The organism is Pseudoalteromonas sp. H105, assembly GCF_001469215.1.
Lineage (GTDB): Bacteria > Pseudomonadota > Gammaproteobacteria > Enterobacterales > Alteromonadaceae > Pseudoalteromonas.
On record NZ_LOFH01000015.1, the window covers coordinates 19251 to 42721 of the forward strand.

Annotated in this window: 17 protein-coding genes; 8 read left to right on the forward strand and 9 right to left on the reverse strand. The window is 41.8% G+C overall.

Going from position 1 to position 23471, the window contains the following annotated elements:
- Positions 1-155: 155 nt before the first annotated feature.
- The 3 genes from ATS75_RS18630 to ATS75_RS18640 all read right to left on the reverse strand — a co-directional run bounded on the left by ATS75_RS18630 (position 156) and on the right by ATS75_RS18640 (position 4771).
- Positions 156-2210 carry a TonB-dependent receptor gene (locus tag ATS75_RS18630; protein WP_058561929.1) on the reverse strand — a complete coding sequence of 685 codons (2055 nt, stop codon included), beginning with the start codon at positions 2208-2210 and terminating at the stop codon, positions 156-158.
- Between the two features lie 65 nt (positions 2211-2275).
- A complete protein-coding gene (gene rhlP, locus ATS75_RS18635; protein ID WP_058561930.1) occupies positions 2276-3130 on the reverse strand; it encodes a rhombotarget lipoprotein in 855 nt (284 codons plus the stop codon).
- 60 nt (positions 3131-3190) lie between these two features.
- Complete coding sequence (locus ATS75_RS18640) at positions 3191-4771, reverse strand: ATP-binding cassette domain-containing protein (RefSeq protein ID WP_058561931.1); 1581 nt, start codon at positions 4769-4771, stop codon at positions 3191-3193.
- A gap of 445 nt (positions 4772-5216) precedes the next feature.
- Between ATS75_RS18640 and ATS75_RS18645 the strand changes: the two genes are divergently transcribed.
- Positions 5217-6311 (forward strand): endonuclease/exonuclease/phosphatase family protein, encoded by a 1095-nt coding sequence (locus ATS75_RS18645; protein WP_058561932.1) that lies wholly within the window; start codon positions 5217-5219, stop codon positions 6309-6311.
- Between the two features lie 111 nt (positions 6312-6422).
- Positions 6423-7457 carry an NAD(P)H-dependent flavin oxidoreductase gene (locus ATS75_RS18650; protein WP_058561933.1) on the forward strand — a complete coding sequence of 345 codons (1035 nt, stop codon included), beginning with the start codon at positions 6423-6425 and terminating at the stop codon, positions 7455-7457.
- Positions 7458-7515: 58 nt separating this feature from the next.
- Here the strand turns inward: ATS75_RS18650 and ATS75_RS18655 are convergent, their stop codons facing one another.
- From ATS75_RS18655 to ATS75_RS18670, 4 genes are all read right to left on the reverse strand, one after another.
- The gene (locus ATS75_RS18655) at positions 7516-8028 is read right to left on the reverse strand and encodes an NUDIX hydrolase (RefSeq protein WP_058561934.1); all 513 of its coding nucleotides are present in this window, start codon (positions 8026-8028) and stop codon (positions 7516-7518) included.
- Between the two features lie 99 nt (positions 8029-8127).
- Positions 8128-9129, reverse strand: a complete 1002-nt coding sequence (locus tag ATS75_RS18660) for a LacI family DNA-binding transcriptional regulator (protein WP_058561935.1) — start codon at positions 9127-9129, stop codon at positions 8128-8130.
- Between the two features lie 21 nt (positions 9130-9150).
- Entirely contained in the window at positions 9151-10482 is a 1332-nt protein-coding gene (locus ATS75_RS18665; RefSeq protein WP_058561936.1) for a glycoside-pentoside-hexuronide (GPH):cation symporter, read from the reverse strand.
- 18 nt (positions 10483-10500) lie between these two features.
- Positions 10501-11793 carry a GH1 family beta-glucosidase gene (locus ATS75_RS18670; RefSeq protein WP_201020982.1) on the reverse strand — a complete coding sequence of 431 codons (1293 nt, stop codon included), beginning with the start codon at positions 11791-11793 and terminating at the stop codon, positions 10501-10503.
- A 271-nt stretch (positions 11794-12064) separates the two neighbouring features.
- Here ATS75_RS18670 and ATS75_RS18675 point away from each other — a divergent pair, with 271 nt between their 5' ends.
- The 3 genes from ATS75_RS18675 (at position 12065) to ATS75_RS18685 (ending at position 16645) form a co-directional block, all read left to right on the forward strand.
- Positions 12065-13324: a sugar MFS transporter gene (locus tag ATS75_RS18675; RefSeq protein ID WP_058561938.1), complete on the forward strand. Its 1260-nt coding sequence runs from the start codon at positions 12065-12067 to the stop codon at positions 13322-13324.
- 13 nt (positions 13325-13337) lie between these two features.
- Positions 13338-15857: a glycoside hydrolase family 3 protein gene (locus ATS75_RS18680; RefSeq protein WP_058561939.1), complete on the forward strand. Its 2520-nt coding sequence runs from the start codon at positions 13338-13340 to the stop codon at positions 15855-15857.
- 182 nt (positions 15858-16039) lie between these two features.
- Complete coding sequence (locus ATS75_RS18685) at positions 16040-16645, forward strand: fumarylacetoacetate hydrolase family protein (RefSeq protein ID WP_058561940.1); 606 nt, start codon at positions 16040-16042, stop codon at positions 16643-16645.
- A 296-nt stretch (positions 16646-16941) separates the two neighbouring features.
- Here ATS75_RS18685 and ATS75_RS18690 read toward each other — a convergent pair whose 3' ends face one another.
- Both ATS75_RS18690 and ATS75_RS18695 read right to left on the reverse strand, forming a co-directional pair.
- On the reverse strand, positions 16942-17994 hold the full coding sequence (locus ATS75_RS18690; protein WP_058561941.1) for an aldo/keto reductase: 1053 nt from the start codon (positions 17992-17994) through the stop codon (positions 16942-16944).
- 11 nt (positions 17995-18005) lie between these two features.
- A complete protein-coding gene (locus ATS75_RS18695) occupies positions 18006-18434 on the reverse strand; it encodes an acyl-CoA thioesterase (protein ID WP_058561942.1) in 429 nt (142 codons plus the stop codon).
- 224 nt (positions 18435-18658) lie between these two features.
- On the opposite strand from ATS75_RS18695, the gene dinB reads away from it, so the two are divergent.
- From dinB to ATS75_RS18710, 3 genes are all read left to right on the forward strand, one after another.
- On the forward strand, positions 18659-19711 hold the full coding sequence (dinB, locus tag ATS75_RS18700) for a DNA polymerase IV (RefSeq protein ID WP_058561943.1): 1053 nt from the start codon (positions 18659-18661) through the stop codon (positions 19709-19711).
- Between the two features lie 314 nt (positions 19712-20025).
- Positions 20026-21708, forward strand: coding sequence for a carbon starvation protein A (locus ATS75_RS18705; protein WP_058561944.1), 1683 nt, complete (start codon positions 20026-20028; stop codon positions 21706-21708).
- 124 nt (positions 21709-21832) lie between these two features.
- On the forward strand, positions 21833-23356 hold the full coding sequence (locus ATS75_RS18710; protein ID WP_058561945.1) for a M17 family metallopeptidase: 1524 nt from the start codon (positions 21833-21835) through the stop codon (positions 23354-23356).
- Positions 23357-23471 lie beyond the last annotated feature (115 nt).

Below are 23471 nucleotides of genomic sequence, written 5' to 3' on the forward strand. Positions count from 1 at the left end.
GCGAGGACAAGCCGATAAAATGCTAAATGTAGCGCAAACTACCGTGTATAAAAAGCCCGCTAAAGGGGCGCTCAACCGTGCACCTAGATTAAAGGCGCACTTAGAGATATAAAATAAAACCCTATTAATAAAAGGGAGCTAAGGCCACAGGCTTATTACCAAGCATAACTTGCTGAAAACATCACGTTACGTTGTCTGCCGGGGAAATAACGATCCCCACTGAAACCTGTATAATCGGCACGTTCTGCATAAGCGATATTGGTTAGGTTGTTAATTCGCGCGGTAAGTTTAAGTTGCTCAGTGAGCTGCAAAGCGCCACGTAAATTTAGTAAGTCATGGCCATCATAGCTGTGAAGGTTTTCAGGATCGGTAAAATAATCACTAACATGATGCCATTCAATTGCAACAAGGGAGTTATCATTGATTTGCCAGTTAGCCTGTAGGTTAACGATATTACGTGGCGCGGTGTCTACGTCATTCCCATTAATGTTTACACCGGATAATACACGGTCATAGTTGTATGTATGCTTGGCATGGCTTGCTGCAATGCTAAGCTGTAAAGATTGAGTTAGTTGATAGTCTAGCTCTAGCTCAATGCCGCGGTGTTGAGTTTGCCCGTCATTAATTGTAAAAAAGTCACTGTCGCGAAAAATGACGTTTTCTTTATCCATAGCATAGGCAGACACTACATAGTGCAATTGTTGATATTGACCTTTGAGGCCTAGCTCAAGGTTGTCTGCTGTTTCAGATTCTAGATCAGCCACTTGTTGTTCGCGCTGGAGCTGATAAAGCTCGGCAGCTTGTGGAGCGCGATAACCGCGGGAAAGGTTTGCGTATAAATAGTTATCGACAGTTAGTTGGTAACTCAAGCCTAATTTGGGTGATGTATTGGTAAAGGTATTCTCATCACTGGGTGGGCGAGAGTAACGACATCCGCCAAACCCACATTCGCTGCCATTTTCAGCGGTGCGCCCTGCAAGCATGTTATTGGTATAGTCGTAATTGAGTCGTTCAAAGCGAGCACCTAGGCTGACATTCAGTTGTTGCCATTGCCAATCAATACTAATAAATGGCGCAATCAGCGTGCTATTTACATCGTAATCGTAATGTTTGCCTTGCGGCACAGTCGCAACTAAAAACGCAGAGCCTTGGGTTGGCTTGTCTTGGTATTGCAGGTAGTCAGCGCGAGAATATTCGCTGTCTAAGCCTACGTTAACAGTCAGTTCATTCGAGTAGCTATGTTGCCAAAGTGACTGTACTCCAACGCCATTTTGGCTATTTTCTTCAAGCGGTGTACCCGGTAAAAAATGCTTGAAAAAGGTCATGCTTTGTTTACGCATATAGGGGGTTATGGTGATTGTATCGATTTGTGTTTGCCACTGTGCTTTTGACCAAACCCTAAAAGAGCGGGCTTTTCTAAATGCGTCAGGGTTAAAGTTTTGTTGGGCTATTGCTTCTTCTTTATAGCTTTCGAAACCGGTTATAAAGCCCGCTGTTTGTTGGTCTAGGTGGGTATAACTCAGTCCTGTATTAATAGACCAGTCATCATTTAAGTAGCGATGGCGTAGGTTGAGTTTTTCTTGGTTTACGCTCTCATCATCACGGTAACCGGTATCGCGCGTAACACTGGCGTTGATTCCAACTCCTTGAACACCTAAATCTTTCCCACTACGCAGTTTTAAACGGCTGTAACCGTAAGAGCCTAAATCAACTCCTAGTAAATGTTCATCGTAAGTGGTATCTGGCGTAATGACATTAATAACCCCATGCACTGCATTTGAACCATAAAGGGCTGAGCCTGGGCCTTTTAACACTTCTATACGTTCGGCCATTTCGGTGTGAGCTTCAAATAATTCGTTAATATTACAAAAACCAGCCGCACGCAGTGGAATGCCATCTTCAGCGGTCAAAATACCACCGCAGGCGCCAGCACCAGATAGCACCGGTGAGCGCAGCGCGGGCAAGTATTCTTGACCATTACCGTGTTGTACATTTGCGCCAGCAATTTGTTTTAACACTTGCTCAATGTGAGTGGGGGCAATTAAATCCAGCTCTGCTTGGGTGATGCTGCTGACAACTAAGGGGAGAGGATCGGCACTTACCTGCGACCGAGATGCTGTTGTCGTGATGCGTTCAATATTGTTTTGTGCAGCAAAAGAATCACTGGCTGCTGTAAAAATTAGCGTTGAACACAGTATTCGAAAAAGCATATAAGCCCTTTATCTTATCTAATTCAAAAGGGCAGGATATAGCCTTTTAGGCGAATGCTAAAACTTTAGCGATGAACGACGTTTGATGCACTTTTAAAAAAGCGGGTGTGTTGGCGGTATTTTGAAATAAAACCACCAGCAAGTAGTGCTAACAGCCAAAAAACACTGCCTGAACTCGTGCCATTTTTATGGTTTACGTTTGCTATTTTTTCTTCTCTTACTCGGTTTTTAAATGAGCCAAGTTCAGCATCTAAATTTACTATCATGTCATCTACGGCTAGATTAAAGCTGCTGCTTGATTGATCGTTCAAAGTATCGTCAATACCGATGGCCGTGCTGCGCTGATCAACCTTATTAATTCCGGGTGCTCGAAACAGCATTTTTTTACTTTTCACATCAAAAACCGCGGTATCTACAAAGGTTTGAACCGTATTTTCGTTACCAGGTATAACATACAAGCCAACAATAGTGAGGTATAAAAAAGCGGCATTATTCTCTAGTGTTTGCGACACTTGGTCGTACGACACCAGTGCCATTATATCAACATCATATAATCGAGATACTTGATCAAGGGTTGTAAATCCCTGACCACCTTTTAAGTAACTGCTTGGAATAATCTCAATGCGGTCGATATAGTCGTATTGCAAAAACTGCTTTTTTACTTTTTCAAGCAACGCAATTTCTTCATTACTGTGAATACCTGAATCGTATTGGTTTGGAATAAACGCAATGCCTACGGTAGCAGGTAAGTTTAGAGTAGGAATGCTTGGTTGATGCTCTTGACGGCTTTGTTCGTCAGGGTATAGAAAGTCCACGAGACTACTTGACCGTGTTTTTTGATTCGCATTTTGACTAAGCATACTGCTACAGCCTGCCAGAGAGACGATAACGAATACTAAAATCAGTTGGAGCGTTTTCATATTATTCCCTATTATTAAGTGATCCGATGAGTTTGAACAGCAAATAACCAAAAAGTTCTATTATGGTTCATTTAATGTCAGAGTTGTTGTTATTGTCGTTTGTTTTACAAACACTTCATCATGGCTAACCAAAATAACACTACCAATAAAATCGGCAAGGCTTTTAGCAAGGTGTCGCTTATTATCGAGATCCAAATGGTTGTCGGGTTCATCCAGAAGCAACAAATGACTGCTGGCATTTTGTTTGGCTATCAGCATCGCTAATTGCATTTTTTCACCCCCGCTTAGTCGAGCGACCTGACGATAAACGGCATCTCCTTTAAATCCTATGTTTGCCAGTACGTTTCGTATTACTTGGGGTTTAAGGTCGCAATGCAGCTGAACTGCATCCATTAAACTTTGTGAGGGAATTAAAAAAGAACATTGTTGATCAATGTAAAGTACCTGACTGTTTAGATGAATAGCCGGATTAATACGCGTTTGCACTGAATCATTTATGGCCCTTAATAAGGTTGATTTACCTGAGCCATTGGGGCCGTTTACATGCAGTTTGTTGCCACTGAGTACCTGCAATGTTATGGGGTTGCTGCGGTTTATGCGTGCTGAGCAAAGTTTATCAATGAACAGCAGGCGTTTTTTGCTGGTGGATTGAGTGAATGTTAGGTTGCTCTCAATCTTGTGGGGTTGTCGTTGTTTAAGGGCACGTTGCTGCTGTGCGAGGGTATTGCGCTTTGTCGATGCTAAGCGCGCATTAGCTCCTTTACGTGCCTGTGCCTTATTTTTATTAAAATCGAGCATGACCTTAGCTTGGCTGTCACTTTGACGGTGTTTATTGCCTTGTGCGGCACGTTGTTGCGCTTTTTCATGATTAACTTGAGTTTGCTGCTGGTGTTTTTTTTGCTCTTTGGCTAAGTGATGTATTTGTTTTGAGAGTGCTGTTTGCTGCAGTATTTTTCGCTGGCAAAAATGCTGGTAGTTCCCCGTTTCGTAATGGCAGCCAAGGTGATTAAGTTCAATGGTCGCATGACACTCATTAAGTAATTGGCGATCATGACTGACGATAAGCACTTGCCCTGAAAATTGACGCAACTGGGTTATTAACCATTGTTTTGCTGCTTTATCCAAATGATTTGTAGGCTCATCTAAAATTAATAAATCAGGCTGAGCTCTCAGTGCGCTATAAAGTGTTAGGCAGCGTTGTTGTCCAGGACTTAACTGGTTAATCGGTGTGTTAAGAGGAGCCCTTATGCCTATGCTATATAACTGTTGTTGGTAATATTGCTCACATTGCCAATCGTCAGCAATTAGGTCAAAGTCAGCCTCTGTTGAAGCCCCTTGGTTCACGCGCATCAGTGCAGCCAGCTTGTTGTCTACGCCTAAGGCTTTTGCAATAGTTGGAATGGGGTCTGTTGTTTGGTTATTTAATTGTTGCGAAACCAGTAATGTTGTTCCCGGGAAATGAATATGCCCTTTAGAGGGTTGTTGATGACCCGCTATTATATTCACTAATATGGATTTTCCACTGCCATTAGCACCAATTAATGCGGTGAGCTTTTCAGAGATTGAAATGCTAAGTTGTTTAAACTGTGTGTGGCCATCAAGGTGTTGATAGCTTAAGTTGTGAATGTGTAGTGTATGCATAATGCCTCTGATGTGAGCAGGGCATGGCGCGCAAAGTGTTTAAAATAACTTGATAAAAGCAACAGTATTGCTGATAAATGACGAATTTTGCGCCCACTAACCCCATAAATTCAAAATAAAACGAATTTCAACAGGTGTTAGTTATTCATCGTAGCGCAAACTCCAATAACAAAGGTGAATGGGTATTATACAAATATAGGAGGATTTGTCTGCCTTTGCACTTTTATAACCTTATTTTAATTGAAGTGCAGTCTACATCTTGTGTAATTAAGTACAGTGAGGCTTTTAAGTTTCTCTTTGTTTATGTGGTGAAGATTTTTGTTGCTTTCATTTTTTTTGCTAAACTTTACTGCCATTTTACTAAAAATTATCAATCCCATACGAAAATGTGTAGGCTGACTATTGATTCTACTTATATTTTAGCTTGTCTGAAAAGGATTGTTGCATGTTAATTACGCTGTTTTGTATGTTGAGTGTCTTGCTCTTCGTGACGCTTTTACCTGTGTCTTACAGCCAACATTATTTAATTCGTAGTTGTGATTTTATTCGTTTACAGGTTTTTTATCTTGCGCTAGGAGGATTGTGTTTAAGCATTTATTTTGCTGTTAATACGCTATCACCATTGGTCTTATTATCGCTAATTATGGCCAGCGTGATTTTACTTATTCAAGGGAAATGGATATACCCTTATACATGGCTGGCTAAAAAAGAGGTTGTACGAAGCCCCGCAGGCAGTGAGCACAGTCTTCGTATTATGTCGGCTAATGTGTTGATGTCGAATACCAGCTATCAAAATTTAATCGATTTAGTCAATGATAACCAACCCGATATATTGATCACGCTTGAATCTGATAGTAATTGGCAGCAACAACTCTCTATTCTCGAAGATGATTACCCCTATACTATATTCTGCCCTAAAGATAACCGCTATGGCATACACGTATACAGCAAATGCAAGGTATTAAAGCAGCAGATTTGCGAACTGGTTGAGGCGGATATTCCTTCCATACATATCTTGTTTGAGACCGCGCAAGGGCTTGTAATGCAAGGGCACTTTATTCACCCCGCGCCACCTAGTCCAACAGAAGAAGACACCTCAAGGCCGCGCGATACCGAACTGATTTTACTCGCTAAAGCATTAAAAAATAATACTCGGCCGACGATTGTCGCAGGAGATTTAAACGATGTTGCTTGGTCTAGAAGCACACGGTTATTTATGGAAATAAGTGACCTGTTAGACCCACGAAAGGGGCGAGGCTTTTTTAATACTTTTCATGCTGGTTATTTCTTTATGCGTTGGCCACTTGATCATTTATTTCATAGTCACGGCTTTACGGTTAAACGGATTAAACGTTTAGCCAAATATGGTTCAGATCATTTTGCGCTGTTAACTGAGTTAGTGCATAAGCCCGTTAATAGTAATCAGCAGTTAGATGATGATATGGACATCCAGCAAGCTGTAAACAAATTGCAAATGGATAATACGTCGCATCAATCAGTGCCTATGTTTGAAGATAAGAAAAATAAAGAGTTACTTTAAAAACAGTATTTTAGTGAGTGAACGCATGACACTTATAGGCTGTACGCACGGATATTTAAAGTTTGATAGATAATAAATGCAAAGAAATAAAATAATTACAGGGAGTCAGTTATGTCAACATTATTTAATACACGTTTTGCGTTAATTCAAGCACCGATGGCTGGTGTGCAAGATGCATTTTTAGCCAGTGCGGTGTGCAATGTTGGTGGGTTAGGTTCATTACCTTGTGCAATGTTTTCTAATGAACAACTTTTAAATCAGCTGCATACGTTAGTTAATTCTACAGAGCACCCTTATAACTTAAATTTTTTTTGCCACACCCCAGAAAACTACACTATGGCGCAAAAAAACCGATGGCATTCGTTATTAACACCGTATTTTGATGAGTATGGTGTGGATGAGTCAAAAATAGGAATGAACGCCTCGCGTAAGCCTATTGATGATGAAATTATCGATTTAATAGCGCCTTTTAAACCACCTGTAGTGAGCTTTCATTTTGGTTTACCTAAGCCACATATGGTCAATAAAATAAAAGGGTGGGGTGCAAAAGTGATATCAAGTGCAACCACGGTTGATGAAGCTAAATGGCTCGTTGATCATGGGGCTGATGCCGTTATCGCGCAAGGACTTGAAGCGGGTGGTCATCGCGGCCACTTTTTAAAGAATGATGTGAGCCTGCAGTGTGGCGTAAAGCATTTAGTGGAGCAATGTGTTGCGCAGTTATCAATTCCTGTTATTGCCGCCGGAGGAATTACAACACCTGAAGGTGTGGGTGAACTACAGGCGTTAGGAATATCAGCAGTGCAAGTAGGGAGTGCTTATTTGTTGTGTGATGAAGCACGAACATCGTCATTGCATAAAGCGGCTTTAAATAAATTTGCACAAAACGATACCGCATTGACGTCTGTATTTTCTGGGCGCGCCGCGCGGGGTATTTGTAATCGTGCAATGACTGAATTGGCAGAACATTCGATTCATGTCCCGCCATTTCCTTTTGCCAGCATCGCAATGACCGCACTCAGAACAGAAGCTGAAGCGCTCGGCGATAGTGACTTTTCACCATTGTGGTGTGGGCAAAATTTTATAGCTAGACCAAACCTTAACGCAGAACAAGTTACCATGTTACTTATGCAAGGCTGGCGTTAGAAATAGTATGGTGTAAGTTTATACTCACTTTCTTGTTTTACATTAAATATGAAAGTAACTACAGCTGCTGAGCGATTGCTTTAAGTAAGTAAGTTTCACGAATAATAGAGAGCCCTTGCTTATCACTATTGGCTAATGTGCGCTCATTATGAGCAATCGCTTTGTGTATGTCTACCCATTTAGCTTGCATGCCATTTTGTAGTTCGTAATGCTCTAGTTGTGCTTGGCCTAAGGTGTCATCAATGTCACAAAAATAGCAGTAAGACTTTATGTGAATGACTTCGTAGTCATCCTTGTACCATGGGCGATATTCTTCATACAGACCAAACTCCCCAATTACTTGAATGTTTTGCGCACCGGTTTCTTCTTGTAGTTCGCGTATCAGCCCTTGTTCAAGTGTTTCAAAATCATCAACGCCGCCACCGGGTAAACTATAATCTTCGTAGCGAGCGGTATACATTAATAGTATTTGTTCACCTTTCAAAACAATCGCACGGCCGGTAAGACGGGTAAATTGGTTTGGGTTATCGGCGGTTATACTTGGGTGAGTCGTTGTTTTAAGAAGATGCATAAAGCCTCTAAAAATATATTAAAAAAATAGCTTTTAAAAATGACAAGCCAACTTAAAATCGACTCTGTCTTACTAAAATCCATCAATTTATCTTTATTATCACGTCTTATTGGCGATTGATTGGCGTATCACCAGTTCAGGTTCAAAAACGGTTTGTAACGTTGGCGTGGTTTTTTGATATACCTCACTTAAAATCCAGTTAGCGGCCATTCTCCCCATTTCGTTGATAGGATAATTGATTGTAGATAAAGGTGGAAATACATGGCGAGTGAAAAAGACATTGTCGTAACCCATGATAGAAAGAGCTTCAGGCAGTTCAACCCCATGCTCTCTTGCGCATGCCATTGCGCCTGTTGCCATTTCATCATTCGCACAAATTAATGCTGTGAAGGGATGTGACGTAGCATGTAAATGCTTATATCCTTGGGTGCCACCACTTTCCATAAAGTCACCTTCATAAAGTAGTTCTTCATCAAACGCGATGTGGTATTCGAGCAAGGCTTGCTTGTGGCCAGCTAAACGCGCTTGTGCATCTTTTTTCCAAAGAGGGCCACTTATATAGGCAATGTTTTTATGGCCCTGCTCTAAAACGTACTTTGCCGCTAAGTAGCCACCGTGCTTATTATTTAAAGTGATACAGCGCTCAGCTAATTCAGGAATAAAGCGGTTGAGTAAAACAAACGGTGTTTTACCTTTAGCCAGCTCAATAAGGTAGTGATCGCTTACAGCTTCAACATGCAAAATTAAGCCATCGCAATTGCGGCTAATTAAAAATTCAATAGCTTGCTCTTCACGTGCTTTATCACTGTGGCCAGCGGCAATAATAACGTGCTTACTCTGCTTGCGAAATACATTCTCAATACCTCCCATCATTGGCCCATAAAAAGGACCTGATAACTCGGATACTAATAACCCCACACTGTTTGAACAATTAGAGGCAAGTGACTGAGCAATTGAGTTGGGTCTATAGCCGAGCTCATTCATTGCGGACGTTACTTTTTTTCGTGTGGTATCGCTCACATTCGCATTGTTGTTCATTACGCGTGAAACAGTGGCAAGTGACACCCCTGCAAGCTTTGACACCTCATAAATGGTGGCCATGTTTTTCCTTTACGTATTCGTTTACGTGTTATTACTTGTTGCTAAATCAGCGTGTATTTTTTTTACGGTTGTATTATCAAGAATATACCTTTTCATGATCAACGCGACAAGCACACTACCAATAGCCGGGTATAAGGTGAATGACATCAATATACCATTTTTAGTTGTTTCACTGAGCACTGTATTTGCTTCATAACCATAATAAGCGAGTAACCAGCCTGCTAACGCACCGCCTAGGGCAAGACCAAGCTTGATAAAAAATACCACACTAGCATAAACCAGCCCGGTTAAACGTTGTCCATCTTGCCATTGACCAAAGTCAATTGTATCGGCCATTTTTGCCCACAATAAGGGGGTTGCCATTTGTGTGAAAAAACACCATAAAAAATAAACACCAAAGGCCAAAATAAGATTGTCATTGGGTAGCCAAAAGGCAATACAGCTAATAGCACCAGATATAAATTGTAAATAAATATAGGCTGTTTTCTTGTCAACAAATTTACTTAAAGGCTGAGCGCAAGCGCAGCCTAAAATGTTACCGATCATGCCAAGGGTCACAAATTGGGTGACTAAATCACCTTCACCCAGTACGTATTTTATGTAGTAAATAGCGAGTGTTGTGCGAAGTACCATGCTTGTTAACAGGACTGCTGATGCGGCGCATAGCACCTTAAAGGGGCCATTTTTCCAAAGAGTTGTCATTTGTTGCTTTAAATTGAGTCGTTTGTTTTGGCTGGCGCAAACCCGCTCTTTAGTAAACTTAAAGCAAATGAGAAATAACGCGACGCCAAGGGCACTCATCAGCACCATAGTTAGTTGATAACCCAACGCGTTATCACCTTTACCTAGCCAGCTGACTAATGGCAAGGTGCATGCACTGACAATTAAGCCACCGAGCATACCAAATACAAATCGATATGACTGAATCGAGACACGTTCACTCGGCTCACGACTAAGCACACCGCCAAGCGCAGAGTAAGGAATATTAATTGCGGTATAAACTAGCATTAACAGGGTGTAAGTGACAAATGCATAGATGACTTTGCCTGAATCAGTTAAATCAGGAGTCGTGAAAGTAATAACACTGATTAGCCCAAAAGGCACAGCTAGCCAAAGTAAATAAGGTCGATAACTGCCATAGCGAGTGCGCGTTGAGTCTGTTAATGAGCCCATTAGCGGGTCGGTGATTGCATCGATGACTCTAACGACTAAAAATAATGTCCCCACTACGGCTGGGGAAATACCAAATATGTCGGTATAAAAAAAAGTTAAAAATAGCATCACCGTTTGAAAAATGATGTTACTTGCCGTATCACCTAACCCGTAGGCTATTTTTTCTTTTTTTGTTAGCATGGCCGGCTCTTATTGTTATTAGCGTTGTTTTAAGAGTGCGCGGTATTGTTTTGCGCTTTCTTTAAGTATGCGTTGTTGGGTTATATAATCAATATAAACCAGACCAAAGCGTTTTTCATAACCATAAGCCCATTCAAAGTTATCCATCAAGCTCCAAGCAAAATAACCTTGTACGTCTACGCCCTGTTTTATCGCGTCGTCAACGGCATTCAAATGGGTATGGTAGTAACTCACACGGTCGTAATCTAGCACTTGATTACCTTGGCGTGTATCTGCCATGGCTGCACCGTTTTCAGTGATATAAACCTTAGGTAAGGTGTACAACTTATTCAATGAGGTTAATAGTTCTGTTAAGCCTTGTGGGTATATTTCCCAGCCCATATCTGTGATGGCAACATCGGGTAATGCAACTTCTTCAAACCCGTCATCAGCTGTTTTTTGATAGTGTATTCGGGTGTAGTAATTCACCCCTAAAAAATCAATCGATTGACTAATGATTGCCATGTCATCAGGCGCAATATTAGGTTGAACATCTAGTGGTAACTCATTAATAAGTGAAGGGTACTGACCTTCTAACACCGCTTTTATATACCATTGATTATGGTATTGATCAGCACGTTGTGCTGCGAGCTTATCCTCTTCAGTAAGCGGGTAAGTGGGGCTAAAGTTTAAAACAATACCGGCTTCAACGTCAGGGCAGTTTTTACGTAGTATTTTCATTGCTAAACCATGGCCTAACAATAAGTGATGGGCAGCGTGTCGACCGGCTTTTTGACTTTTAATGCCAGGTGCATGAACGCCAATCTCGTACCCTAAGTAGGCGCTGCAAAAAGGTTCGTTTAATGTTGCATATGAGTCAACCAGCCCTTTAAACGCCAAACTTACAATGTCAGTGTAAGCGGCAAAGGCATACGCCGTATCGCGGTTTTGCCAACCACCTTCATCTTCCAAATACTGTGGTAAGTCCCAGTGATATAAGGTGACATACGTTTTGATATTACGAGCTTTTAATGCTGTTAATAATTTACGGTAAAACGTGATGCCTTGTTGATTTACGTTGCCATCTTGGTTAATTACACGAGGCCATGAGATTGAGAGCCGATAAGCATCCACGGCTAAGTCGGCTATCATATCGATATCTTGCTGCCAGTATTGAACATGCTGACATGCTATATCGCCATTACTTTGGTCAGCAATGGTATTGGGCTCCGCACAAAAGGTATCCCAAATACAGGTAAGGCGCGTATCCCGTGCGCCTTCAATTTGAAATGAGGCGGTAGCAACACCAAAAGTAAATGGCGGCTTGAGCATTGCTGATTGCTTAGGTAAAGAGATTGTTTTAAACACGATTGAGAATATCCTCTTACTTTTAATGGCAATGCGCATTAGATAAAACACATCATAGCGAGTTTATGTAAGCGCTTACAATATTATTGTAAATAAATTGCTAAATAAAATTTATATGGTATAAATGTAAGCGCTTACATTTTATGTTGCAACTATTATTTACTTTTTTAAATACTTGGGAAAGTGGGTGTATAGGGGCAATCAACTGATAATTATTAATAATTAGAGATATATTATGGCACAAGCGCCTTTGACAACACATCAACACAATGACACCCCGACGATGCCTAAACAAACATTTGCGCTTGCATCGTTGACCACTTTATTTTTTATGTGGGGGTTTATAACGTGTTTAAACGACATTTTAATACCTTACTTAAAAGGCATGTTTTCGCTTACGTACACGCAGGCCATGTTGGTGCAATTTTGCTTCTTTGGTGCCTATTTCGTAATGTCTATTCCCGCAGGAAAACTGGTTAGTAAAATTGGCTATCAATACGGCATTGTTGTTGGGTTAGTCGTGGCGGCAATAGGGTGTGCACTGTTTTATCCAGCCGCCGATGCACATGTTTATGAATTATTTTTATTTGCGCTGTTTGTATTAGCCTGCGGTATAACAATTTTACAAGTGTCAGCTAACCCATATGTTAGCGTATTGGGGAGTGCTAAAACAGCCTCTTCTCGCCTCACTATGACACAAGCGTTCAACTCGTTAGGCACAACTGTCGCTCCTATTTTTGGTGGGTGGTTGATTCTTAGTGAAATAAGCCAAGCCACAGCTGAGCAAGTCAAACTGCCTTATTTAATTCTTGCGGCAAGTTTATTAGTATTAGCTGTTATTTTTGCTTTTCTAAAACTTCCTAAATTGGGTAAGACAGATTCTCAAGAACATGTTCAGCCAGATGATAACTTTGTTGATTTAGGCAGTGTATGGCAGTATCGCCACCTTATTTTGGGTGCAATCGGTATTTTCGTGTATGTCGGTGCTGAGGTCGCGATTGGTAGCTTTTTGGTGGGCTTTTTAACCCTTGACCATATTGCTGCGTTAAGTGAGCAACAAGCAGCACATTACATCAGCTATTATTTTGCAGGTGCGATGATTGGGCGTTTTGCCGGTGCTGCAATCATGCAAAAAGTCAATGCGCATGTTGTTCTGGCTTGTCATGGATTGTTAGCTGTTGTGTTTATTCTGGTTGCGATGACAGGACAAGGTTCACTTGCTATGTGGGCTATTTTATTGGTCGGCTTATGTAATTCAATTATGTTCCCGACTATATTTAGTTTGGCATTACAGGGCTTAGGTAAATACACTTCTCAGGGATCGGGCATTTTGTGTCTAGCGATTGTTGGTGGTGCTATTGTGCCGCTGTTGCAGGGCGTATTAGCCGATAATATAGGCGTACAATTAGCATTGATGCTGCCCATTGTTTGTTACCTTTACATCACATACTTTGCGCTATCAGGCTCAAAGGTTTCTTCAACCCGTCAACTATAATCAGGTGCAAACCATGACTCTAAAAAAACCATTCACACTCTCGACCCTAATTATGGCGACAATAGCGATGAGCGGCTGTTCTGACCCTGCTCCTAAATCGCAAAGTGTTAAACACGATCTTGACGTTTGGCCTGTGATAACAACGGGTATTAATGACGACGCTGATATGGAAACTAAAATAGCAACGTTGTTGTCGAGTATGACGTTAGAGCAAAAAATCGCTCAAATGATCCAACCTGAAATCCGTGATATTACAGTTGAAGATATGCGTAAATACGGCTTTGGCTCTTATTTGAATGGTGGGGGGGCATTTCCTAATAATAATAAACATGCCTCTGCTGCAGATTGGATAGACTTGGCTGAAAAAATGTATCAGGCATCAGTCGATGATTCGTTAGATGGCATCAATATCCCTACTATGTGGGGAACCGATGCTGTGCATGGGCATAATAATGTTATTGGTGCGACGTTATTCCCGCATAACATTGGTTTAGGGGCAACAAATAACCCTGAGTTAATAGAGAAAATAGCCGCTGCTACAGCGCGAGAAGTGATGGTAACAGGTATTGACTGGGTATTTGCTCCGACCGTCGCTGTTGTCCGTGATGATCGTTGGGGCCGCACATATGAGGGGTATTCAGAAGATCCTGAGATAGTTAAAACCTACTCAGCGGCAATTGTAAAAGGCTTGCAAGGCGCTGCAGATGAAGACTTCTTATCAGATAGGCGAGTGATCAGCACAGTTAAACACTTTTTGGGTGATGGTGGTACACAAGGCGGTGATGATCAAGGGAATAATATAGACAGTGAAGCGGATTTATTTGCTATTCACGCGCAAGGGTATGTGGGTGGCTTAAGCGCGGGTGCGCAAACGGTTATGGCATCGTTTAATAGCTGGCATGGTGAAAAGATACATGGCAGCAAGTACCTTCTTACTGATGTGTTAAAAGGCAAAATGGGATTTGATGGATTTGTTGTTGGTGATTGGAACGGTCATGGACAAATCCCTGGGTGTACCAACGGTGACTGTGCACAAGCGGCGAATGCGGGCTTAGATGTTTATATGGTGCCAACAGATGCGTGGAAGCCTTTGTATGACAACCTGATTAAGCAAGTTAAAAATGGCACCATTGCGCAATCACGCATCGATGATGCTGTAACCCGTGTTTTACGTGTGAAAATGCGAGCGGGTTTATTTGACAAACCAAGCCCTGCAAAACGACCGCTGTCAGGTAAAACAGAAGTGATTGGTAGCGCTGAACACCGTGAAATTGCAAAACAAGCCGTTCGTGAATCGCTTGTTCTGCTTAAGAACAAGCAGCAATTGCTTCCTCTTTCACCTAAAGCTAACGTACTTGTGGCGGGTCTTGGTGCCGATAATATTGGTATGCAGTCAGGTGGTTGGAGTATCACGTGGCAGGGAACAGGCAATGAGAATAGTGACTTCCCTGGTGGTACGTCAATTTTGGATGGTATTAAACACACCGTAAAGCAAGCAGGTGGCCAAGTTCAGTATGACTTAAATGGTGAGTTTAATACCCGTCCAGACGTTGCAATTGTGGTATTCGGTGAACAGCCATATGCAGAAGGCAATGGTGATTTAGATAATCTTGAGTATCAACGTGGTAATAAGACCGATTTAGCTTTGTTGCGTAAGCTTAAAGATAAAGGCATTCCAGTGGTTTCTCTTTTTATTAGCGGACGACCAATGTGGGTAAATGCGGAATTAAATGCCAGCGATGCTTTTGTGGCAACTTGGTTGCCTGGAACAGAAGGGGATGCTATCAGTGACGTGTTATTTTCGCACGCTGACGGCTCTGTAAATTATGACTTTAAAGGCAAGTTATCGTTTTCTTGGCCAAATAACCCAATTGATAACCATAACCGTGGTGATGAAGACTACACGCCATTGTTACCATACGGGTTTGGTTTAACCTATAAAGACAAAAATACGCTAGGCGATGACCTTGCTGAGCAAGGTCAATCATCACAACAACTTGAAGATTTGGTAATGTTTGAGCGTGCAGTTAAATCGCCGTGGAGTCTTGTATTACAAAGTGCAGAGCAACAAAAAACTATGGCTAGTAGTCGTGAGTCTGTTGGTGCTGTCAGTGTTAAAACGTTTGATAAAGATGTACAAGAAGATGCACGAGCTATCAGTTTTACAGGCAGTGAAACCGCTGCTGTGCGTTTAATGGCAGCGTTCCCATCAGACTTACGTTCATACGTTGAAAAGTCAGGTCAACTGCAGATGCAAATTAAAGTCGATCAGACTGCTGATGCGCCGCTATGGCTTGGTATGCAATGTGGCGGTGACTGTCAGGGGAAGTTTGATATTTCAAAGCAGCTCAAGGGGCAAAGTGGTTGGCAAACTCTGAACATAGATTTAGCGTGTTTTGCAGATCAAGGAGTTAACTTGTCTCAGGTATTCTCACCTTGGCAAATAAGTACGTCTGCAGCTTGGCATGTATCAATTGCAAAGTTAAGTATTCACACTAATCGTGATGCTACCTCTGCAATAACCTGCCAGTAAAAACAGTTCAATCCCTTCTAGCAGGTGCTTAGCCCATTAGTACCTGCTATTTTTTAACTATTCACACCCTGTATACTCTGTGCCTTTTCATGCTAACTTATTGATGAAAAACATTAAATTTTATGCTAATGTGATTTGATAAAAAACTGCTGTGTTTAAGCTCTAAATAAAGGCTCTTAAAAATGAACCCATCTTTATCGTTAGTTCCCTCTAAAATTGTTTGCGTTGGACGAAATTATGTTGAACATATTAACGAGTTGGGCAATCAAATAGCCGACCAAATGGTGGTGTTTAATAAGCCAAACACAGCAATTAGCAGTCAACTATCGAGTGAACACAACGGCGAGCCATTGCATTTTGAGACTGAGATTTGTTTTAAAGTACAGCAAGGTCGCCTAGCTGAGGTGGGGATTGGTTTAGATCTTACTAAACGCGACTTACAATCAGAACTAAAAGCGAAAGGCTTACCGTGGGAGCGAGCAAAAGCATTTGATGGTTCCGCTTTATTTAGTCATTTTGTTGCAATAGAGCAGGATGACATTGCTAAATTAAAAATTTCACTCAGTATTAATGACCAACTTCAGCAACAAGGTGATGTGGGGTTAATGCTTTATAAGCCAGCATATATATTAACGCAAATAAGTGAGTTTATGACTTTAAATGATGGCGATATTATTATGACTGGCACACCAGCAGGAGTAGGGAAAGTAATCGCTGGGGATGTGTTTAAGGCCCACTTATTATGTGCAGAGCGGTCGCTTATTGAGGTGTCTTGGCAGGCGGTTTAGCCAATATATTTTGTTGGTAAATTTGATTAAAATTAGTAAATGAGTTTTCTAACCAAAATAGTTGACTGCGTTGATATGCTTTTGAAGGAAGTATTTTTGCAATTTCATTTAGCTTAGGCGTGAATTTTCTCGCTGCACTTTGACCAAAACAAACTCGGGATCAACAAGCTGGTTTACAAGTTACACTGGTTGCCCGTGCTTATTATTTATTTTATCCTAGTGTTTATCATAGAAGATTTTTGATGAGCTGCTAATGATTAACCATTAGCAGCTCATTATTTTATCAAGATTATATATTAAAAAGGGACAGGGAATTGCTGGTATACCTGCGTAATATCATCTAGCGTTTGTTCGCTGAGTTGAATATTAAATGCATCTATATTTTCTTTGAGTTGCGCCATGCTAGTGGCACCAATTATTGTTGACGCAACACCATCGACTTGATTACACCACGCAAGAGCGAGTTGTGCTGATGAAATACCAAGCTGGCTGGCTATTGCCATGTACTGGTCGATTGCTTGCTCAGAGGCTTGGGTATTACGAAACAAGCCATTCCGTTGCGATATTGTCCAGCGGCTGCCAGTTGGGCGTGCACCATTTTGATATTTGCCACTGAGCATGCCACCTGCCAAGGGAGACCACGGAAGGTACGCAACATCCTCATGAATACATTGCTCTATTAAGTAAGGCCAATCTTTGCCGTGAATAAGGCTAAACTCGTTTTGAATAGACACCATACGTGGCAAGTTATGTTCATCACTTAGGCGTAAAAACTGGCTAATGCCCCAAGGCGTATCATCAGACAAACCGCAGTGTTTTATTTTTCCTGCTTTTACACAGTCATTTAACCCTTCAAGAATATCGAGCATACTTGCTGTGTGTTGAACTGTATTTGCATCACTAAAACGAATTGTGCCAGGAAAATGACGGCCAAAGTGGGGCGTTGCACGGTTTGGCCAGTGCAGCTGGTATAAATCGATAACATCAGTTTTTAAACGTGCGAGTGAGTCCTCTACAGCATTGATAACAGATTGACGTGTTATATCGCCACCTTCTCTTACCCAAGGTAAACCATTTCCCGCAATTTTAGTTGCAATAACAACATCATTACGTTTATTTTTATTGCGCGATAACCAATCGCCAATGATCGCTTCTGTTTTGCCGTACGTGTCAGCGGATGGCGGCACGGCGTACATCTCTGCGGTATCAATAAAGTTAACACCATTAGCCAATGCATAGGCTATTTGTTCATCAGCATCAGCTTGTGTATTTTGCAGGCCCCAAGTCATACTTCCCAAACATACGCGAGAAACATTGACTCCACTTTTACCTAATGGGCTGTATAACATGGCTATTCCTTTTATTCTTGCAAGTAAGTTTTGAGCGCCTCAATGAGAGGCTCATTTAAGGTGGCTTTTTTACCGGTTTTAAAATTAAACATAACAACTTGCGATGAGCCAATGGTCGTTATGGCATTTTGTTGCTGGCTAAAAACAGTGTAGTGCATCATAAAACGATCAGCTTGAATATCACTGATTGTCACGCCAACGAGTACGGTGTCGGGAAATGTCACAGGGCGTTTGTAGCGGGCATTATTTTCACTGATCACCGGGCCTACTCCGGTGGTTTGTAAGTCTTCGAGTAGATTTACTTGATTAAAAAAGTCAATGCGAGCGGTTTCAAAGTAACGAAAATATACCACGTTGTTGACGTGTTGCAGGGCGTCCATTTCACCCCACGCTACATTTATTTTAGTGTGGATAGGGTATTGTTCCATAAACGATTGCATAGCAAAGCTCTATTAATTTAAAGAGTCGTTAGGTTAGCAACATGACGCTTTCAGCTCAAGAAAATAAACAACTTCACCTACAGCTGTGCTGTTTTAAGCGTGATGTTGTTCAGTGTTTGTGTGCTATGTAATGGGAAATATTTCAGTGTAAAATACACTCCTTGCTAATCAGCAAAACTTAATCAATAATAGCTGTTCATATATACAGTTGTTTGGTTTGGGGAATGAAAAAGTTTATTCATATCGACATGGATTGCTTTTATGCAGCCGTTGAGATGCGCGATAATCCATCACTTGCGAATGTTCCCTTAGCGATAGGGGGGAAGAGTCGACGAGGTGTACTCTCCACCGCTAATTATATTGCTAGACAATATGGTGTGCGCTCGGCAATGTCGAACTACCATGCTAAACAACTATGCCCTGACTTAGTGATCGTGCCAGGGCGCATGCATGTTTACAAAGAAGTATCTCAACAAATTCGCGCGATTTTCCAAGATTATACACACCTAATAGAACCTCTTTCATTAGACGAAGCCTACCTTGATGTGACCGATAGCAGCGCATGCAAAGGCAGTGCAACCTTAATAGCGCAGCAAATTAGAGCCGATATATTTGCAACAACCGGACTCACCGCGTCTGCGGGTATTGCACCGATTAAGTTTATTGCCAAGATAGCCAGTGATGAAAATAAGCCTAATGGCCAATGTGTTGTGCTACCAGAAAATGTAGATGACTTTTTAGCAACCTTACCACTAGGTAAAATACCGGGAGTTGGGAAAGTCACACTGGAAAAGCTTAATTTAAAGGGGTTGTATACCGGTGCCGATGTATGCGAAAAGGGAGTTAATTGGATGCAGCAGCATGTGGGTAACTTTGGTGTATCGCTTTATCAAAAATGTGCGGGGTTACATATTGGCACAGTATCAACAGAGAGAGTAAGAAAATCGCTGAGTGTAGAGCACACCTATGAATACAATAAAACCAGTCTACAAGAATGCTTAGATCAATTACCTGCTTTATTAGAAGAGCTCACTCGACGGTTGGCCAAGCAGCAGTTAGCTCAGCGGATAAATAAATTAAGCGTTAAAGTAAAGTTTGCTAATTTTGTGGTGACATCCGCGGATCAAAGTGCACACCAACTCAACTCGGTTATATTAAGCGAGCTACTAACCAAAGCATATCAACGCGGTAATCAGCAACCTGTTCGTTTATTAGGTATTGGTGTTGGTATAAAAAGTGAGCCACAACAGCACCTTCAATTAAGTATATTAGACTAAAGGTTTAGAGTCAGCGTGACTCAATTATTGTTAGTGTATAAATTGAACATACTTATACTTGTGTCGCTTCAAAATATTCAGGTTGAGAGCGCCAAAAACTGGGAATACGTATTGCTACGAGTGAGTGGTCACCTGCCTTTTTAAAGTAATCAATACAATTAGGTAACGTGTTTTTTAACCGTATATAACTGATTTGCTAATGGGAAGGATGATTGTCTTTTTAATTTGCTTGTCAAAATAACGTGTTGCACTCAACCTTGTTTGTATTTTGTGCGCACACGGGTATATCAATTTTAATTATAAGAGAGAATGCTATGCAATCAGTTGTAATTGTACTACTGGGTATGGTTGGAATGCTTTTTGGTTGGTTTGTTTACTCAAAATTTATCGCCGAAAAGATTTTCAAGATGGATGACAACTTTGTCACACCCGCTCATGAGTTAGAAGATGGTGTGGATTATGTGCCAACAAACAAAGTGGTTCTATGGGGACATCACTTTACCTCTGTGGCAGGGGCTGCACCAATTGTAGGGCCTGCAATTGCCGTTTACTGGGGCTGGGTACCTGCCGTACTGTGGGTTGTATTTGGTACTATATTTTTTGCCGGTGTACATGACATGGGCGCTTTATGGGCAAGTGCGCGCAATAAAGGTAAATCCATGGGGGCACTCTCAGAATCGGTTATAGGCAAACGTACTCGGGCTTTGTTTATGATTGTTGTTTTCCTTGTTTTGTTAATGGTTAATGCCGTATTTGGAGTGGTCATAGCAAAGTCGTTTATTAATAGCCCAAATGCGGTATTTCCTGCGTGGTCAGCTATCGTAGTCGCACTTGTTATAGGTCAACTTCTGCGTAAAAAAGTATCGCTTATCCCGCTATGTTTTATTGGGGTAGGGATCTTGTATTACACCATTTATCTGGGCAGCAGTATGCCAATTATGTTACCGGATGAACTATTTGGTTTATCTGCAAACGCAAACTGGATAATCATTTTATTTGTTTACGCAGCCATTGCGTCTTTGTTACCCGTTTGGATGTTACTGCAACCCCGTGACTTTATTAACGGCATGCAATTGCTGGTGGGGCTAGTGCTTTTATATGGCGCTGTATTTGTTTCAATGCCTGATATCACTGCACCTGCATTTAATACGCAAACAGCCCTCGATACCCCAAGTATTATCCCGTTGTTGTTTGTGACAATAGCCTGTGGTGCGGTTTCTGGATTCCATGGCATAGTGTCATCAGGGACGAGTTCTAAACAATTAAACAAAGAAACTGATGGTCGCTTTGTAGGTTACTTAGGTGCCGTTGGCGAGGGAATGCTTGCATTAATTACACTGGTTGCGGTAAGTGGTGCTGCATTAGCTGTATCACCTGAAGAGTGGCATGAAATATATAGCCATTTGGGTGCGGGCAGCGTTGGGGCCTTTGTTAATGGCGGCGCTAATTTGATTGAAAGTGGTTGGGGGATATCCAATGAAATTGCCTCCACACTGCTTGCGGTTATGGTAGTGTTATTTGCAGGCACGACGATGGATTCAGGTGTTCGTTTGCAGCGCTATATTATCCAAGAGTGGGGTGATATCTATAACATTAAAGTAATTAAAAATGGTGTGATAGCAACTTTAATTGCGGTATTAAGTTGCCTATTGTTGGCGTTTGGTGCGGGTGGTGCTAGCGGCAGCGGTGGAATGATTATATGGCCTCTGTTTGGATCAACGAATCAAATATTAGCAAGTTTAACTTTATTGGTTATCTCTGTGATATTGATTAAAGCTAACCGTCCTGCGCGATATACGCTGATCCCAATGAGCTTTGTATTAGTGATGGCATTCTTCGCGGGTGTGATTAAGTTAGGCGAATATTACCAGCAAGGCAATTGGTTACTGGTGATACTTGATGTTGTCGTGCTAGTAATTAGTGTATTGGTGATGCTTGAAGCATGGTCCGTTATTGCTAAACACCGCCGCGAAAACGCACTCAAACCTAGCGAGTAGCAGGTAGTTTAAGCTGTAAAACTTACTTGCCAGTAATGTGTTAACTCATCTCACATTGCTGGCAATGGCTATATAAATAAATGATAATAAGGTCCTAAGCTTTTTGACAACAGGACCTTTTTTTATGGCATACCCCCATGCAGTTGTGGCCCCGCAATTAGATAACGCTAAACATGATGCGCTTATTATTATTGCTGATGACTTTTCTGAACTAGACGATCCTAATTTGAGCAAAGCAATTAAAGCTCAAATGGCCGTTGATGCCCGCATAGGTAAACAAGTAACACTCCTTGTCGTTGACTCTAAACGCGTAATTTTAGCACCAACGGGTCCTTTAAACCGTGATTACGATGATGTACGTCGTTATTTTGATGCAGCAAAATTGGCTATCAATGAAGCAAAAGCGTCTGGTAGTAAAAAGCCTGCGATTTTCCTTCCTCAGGCAAGCCAAGATTCTCGTTATCAATATGCGTTAGAAGTTGCATACTTAGGTGCTTGTCAAGCATTGTGGCAACCGCTTGAAGCCCGTGAGCACCACGGTGAAGGTATTGAGCCTATTACACAAATTGCGCTATTTGGTGCCACAGAAGAAACCATTAAAGCCGTTAATGCGATTGCTGCAGGGCAGTACGCAGCACGTGATTTATGTGGTACTGAACCTGAGCGTATGGCACCGCCACGTTTTGCCGATTATTGCGTTGATTTATTTAAAGACTCTAACGTAAATGTTGAAGTAATCTCAGACATTGCAGCAATTGATAAAGATTACCCAATGATGAGCACAGTAGCGCGTGCATCGTATGCGGTAGAGCGCCATCATCCACGTGTTGTAAAACTTGAATATACCCCAGAGGGCGAAGTTACCCGCACGTTAATGTTTGTCGGTAAAGGGTTGGTTTACGATACGGGTGGTGCAGATTTGAAAGTTGGCGGCTACATGGCTGGCATGAGCCGCGATAAAGGCGGTGCAGCCTCGGTTGCGGGCTTTATGAAGTCAGTGGCTGACTTTCAACCAAAAGGCGTTAAAGTTATTGCCTTTTTAGCTGTGGTTCGCAACTCTATTGGTTCAGATTGTTTTGTACCCGATGAAATTATTACCAGCCGTGAAGGTGTTCGCGTTCGTATTGGTAATACTGATGCAGAAGGGCGTTTAGCAATGGGCGATTTATTGAGTGAGATGAAAGATCTCGCTAAAAATGAGGTTAACCCAGAGCTTTTCACTGTTGCAACATTAACTGGTCATGCCGCTCGTGCGATGGGGCCTTACAGTGCTTATGTTGAAAATGGCCCTGCACGTCTTGCTAATGTATCTCGTAAATTGGCCGATTGCGGTGATTTATGGGCTGATGGCGCTGAAGTATCGCGTAGCCGCCGTGAAGATTATGACTTTGTTAAACCACGTACCTTGGCCGATGATGTACTATCAAGTAATAACGCAGCGTCTGCGGTAACTGCCCGAGGACATCAGTTCCCAATGGCGTTTCTAGCCATTGTTGGCGGATTGGATAAGCATGGCAGTGAATCTGCGCACCCAATTCCTTATATCCATATGGATATTGCTGGAAGTGGTGTCGAAGGCGGGGATTGGCAGCACGGTAAGCCGACAGCTGCAGGTTTAAGTAGCTTGTTCGCTCGTTACTGTTTGTAATCTAAATGCTAAATAACCTGAGCGCTGGATAATAAATCTATCTCCAGCGACTACTTTTAACGCTAACTGCGTTGAATTTACTTGCAATAGACCAGCTATTGACGCGTAAATTCGC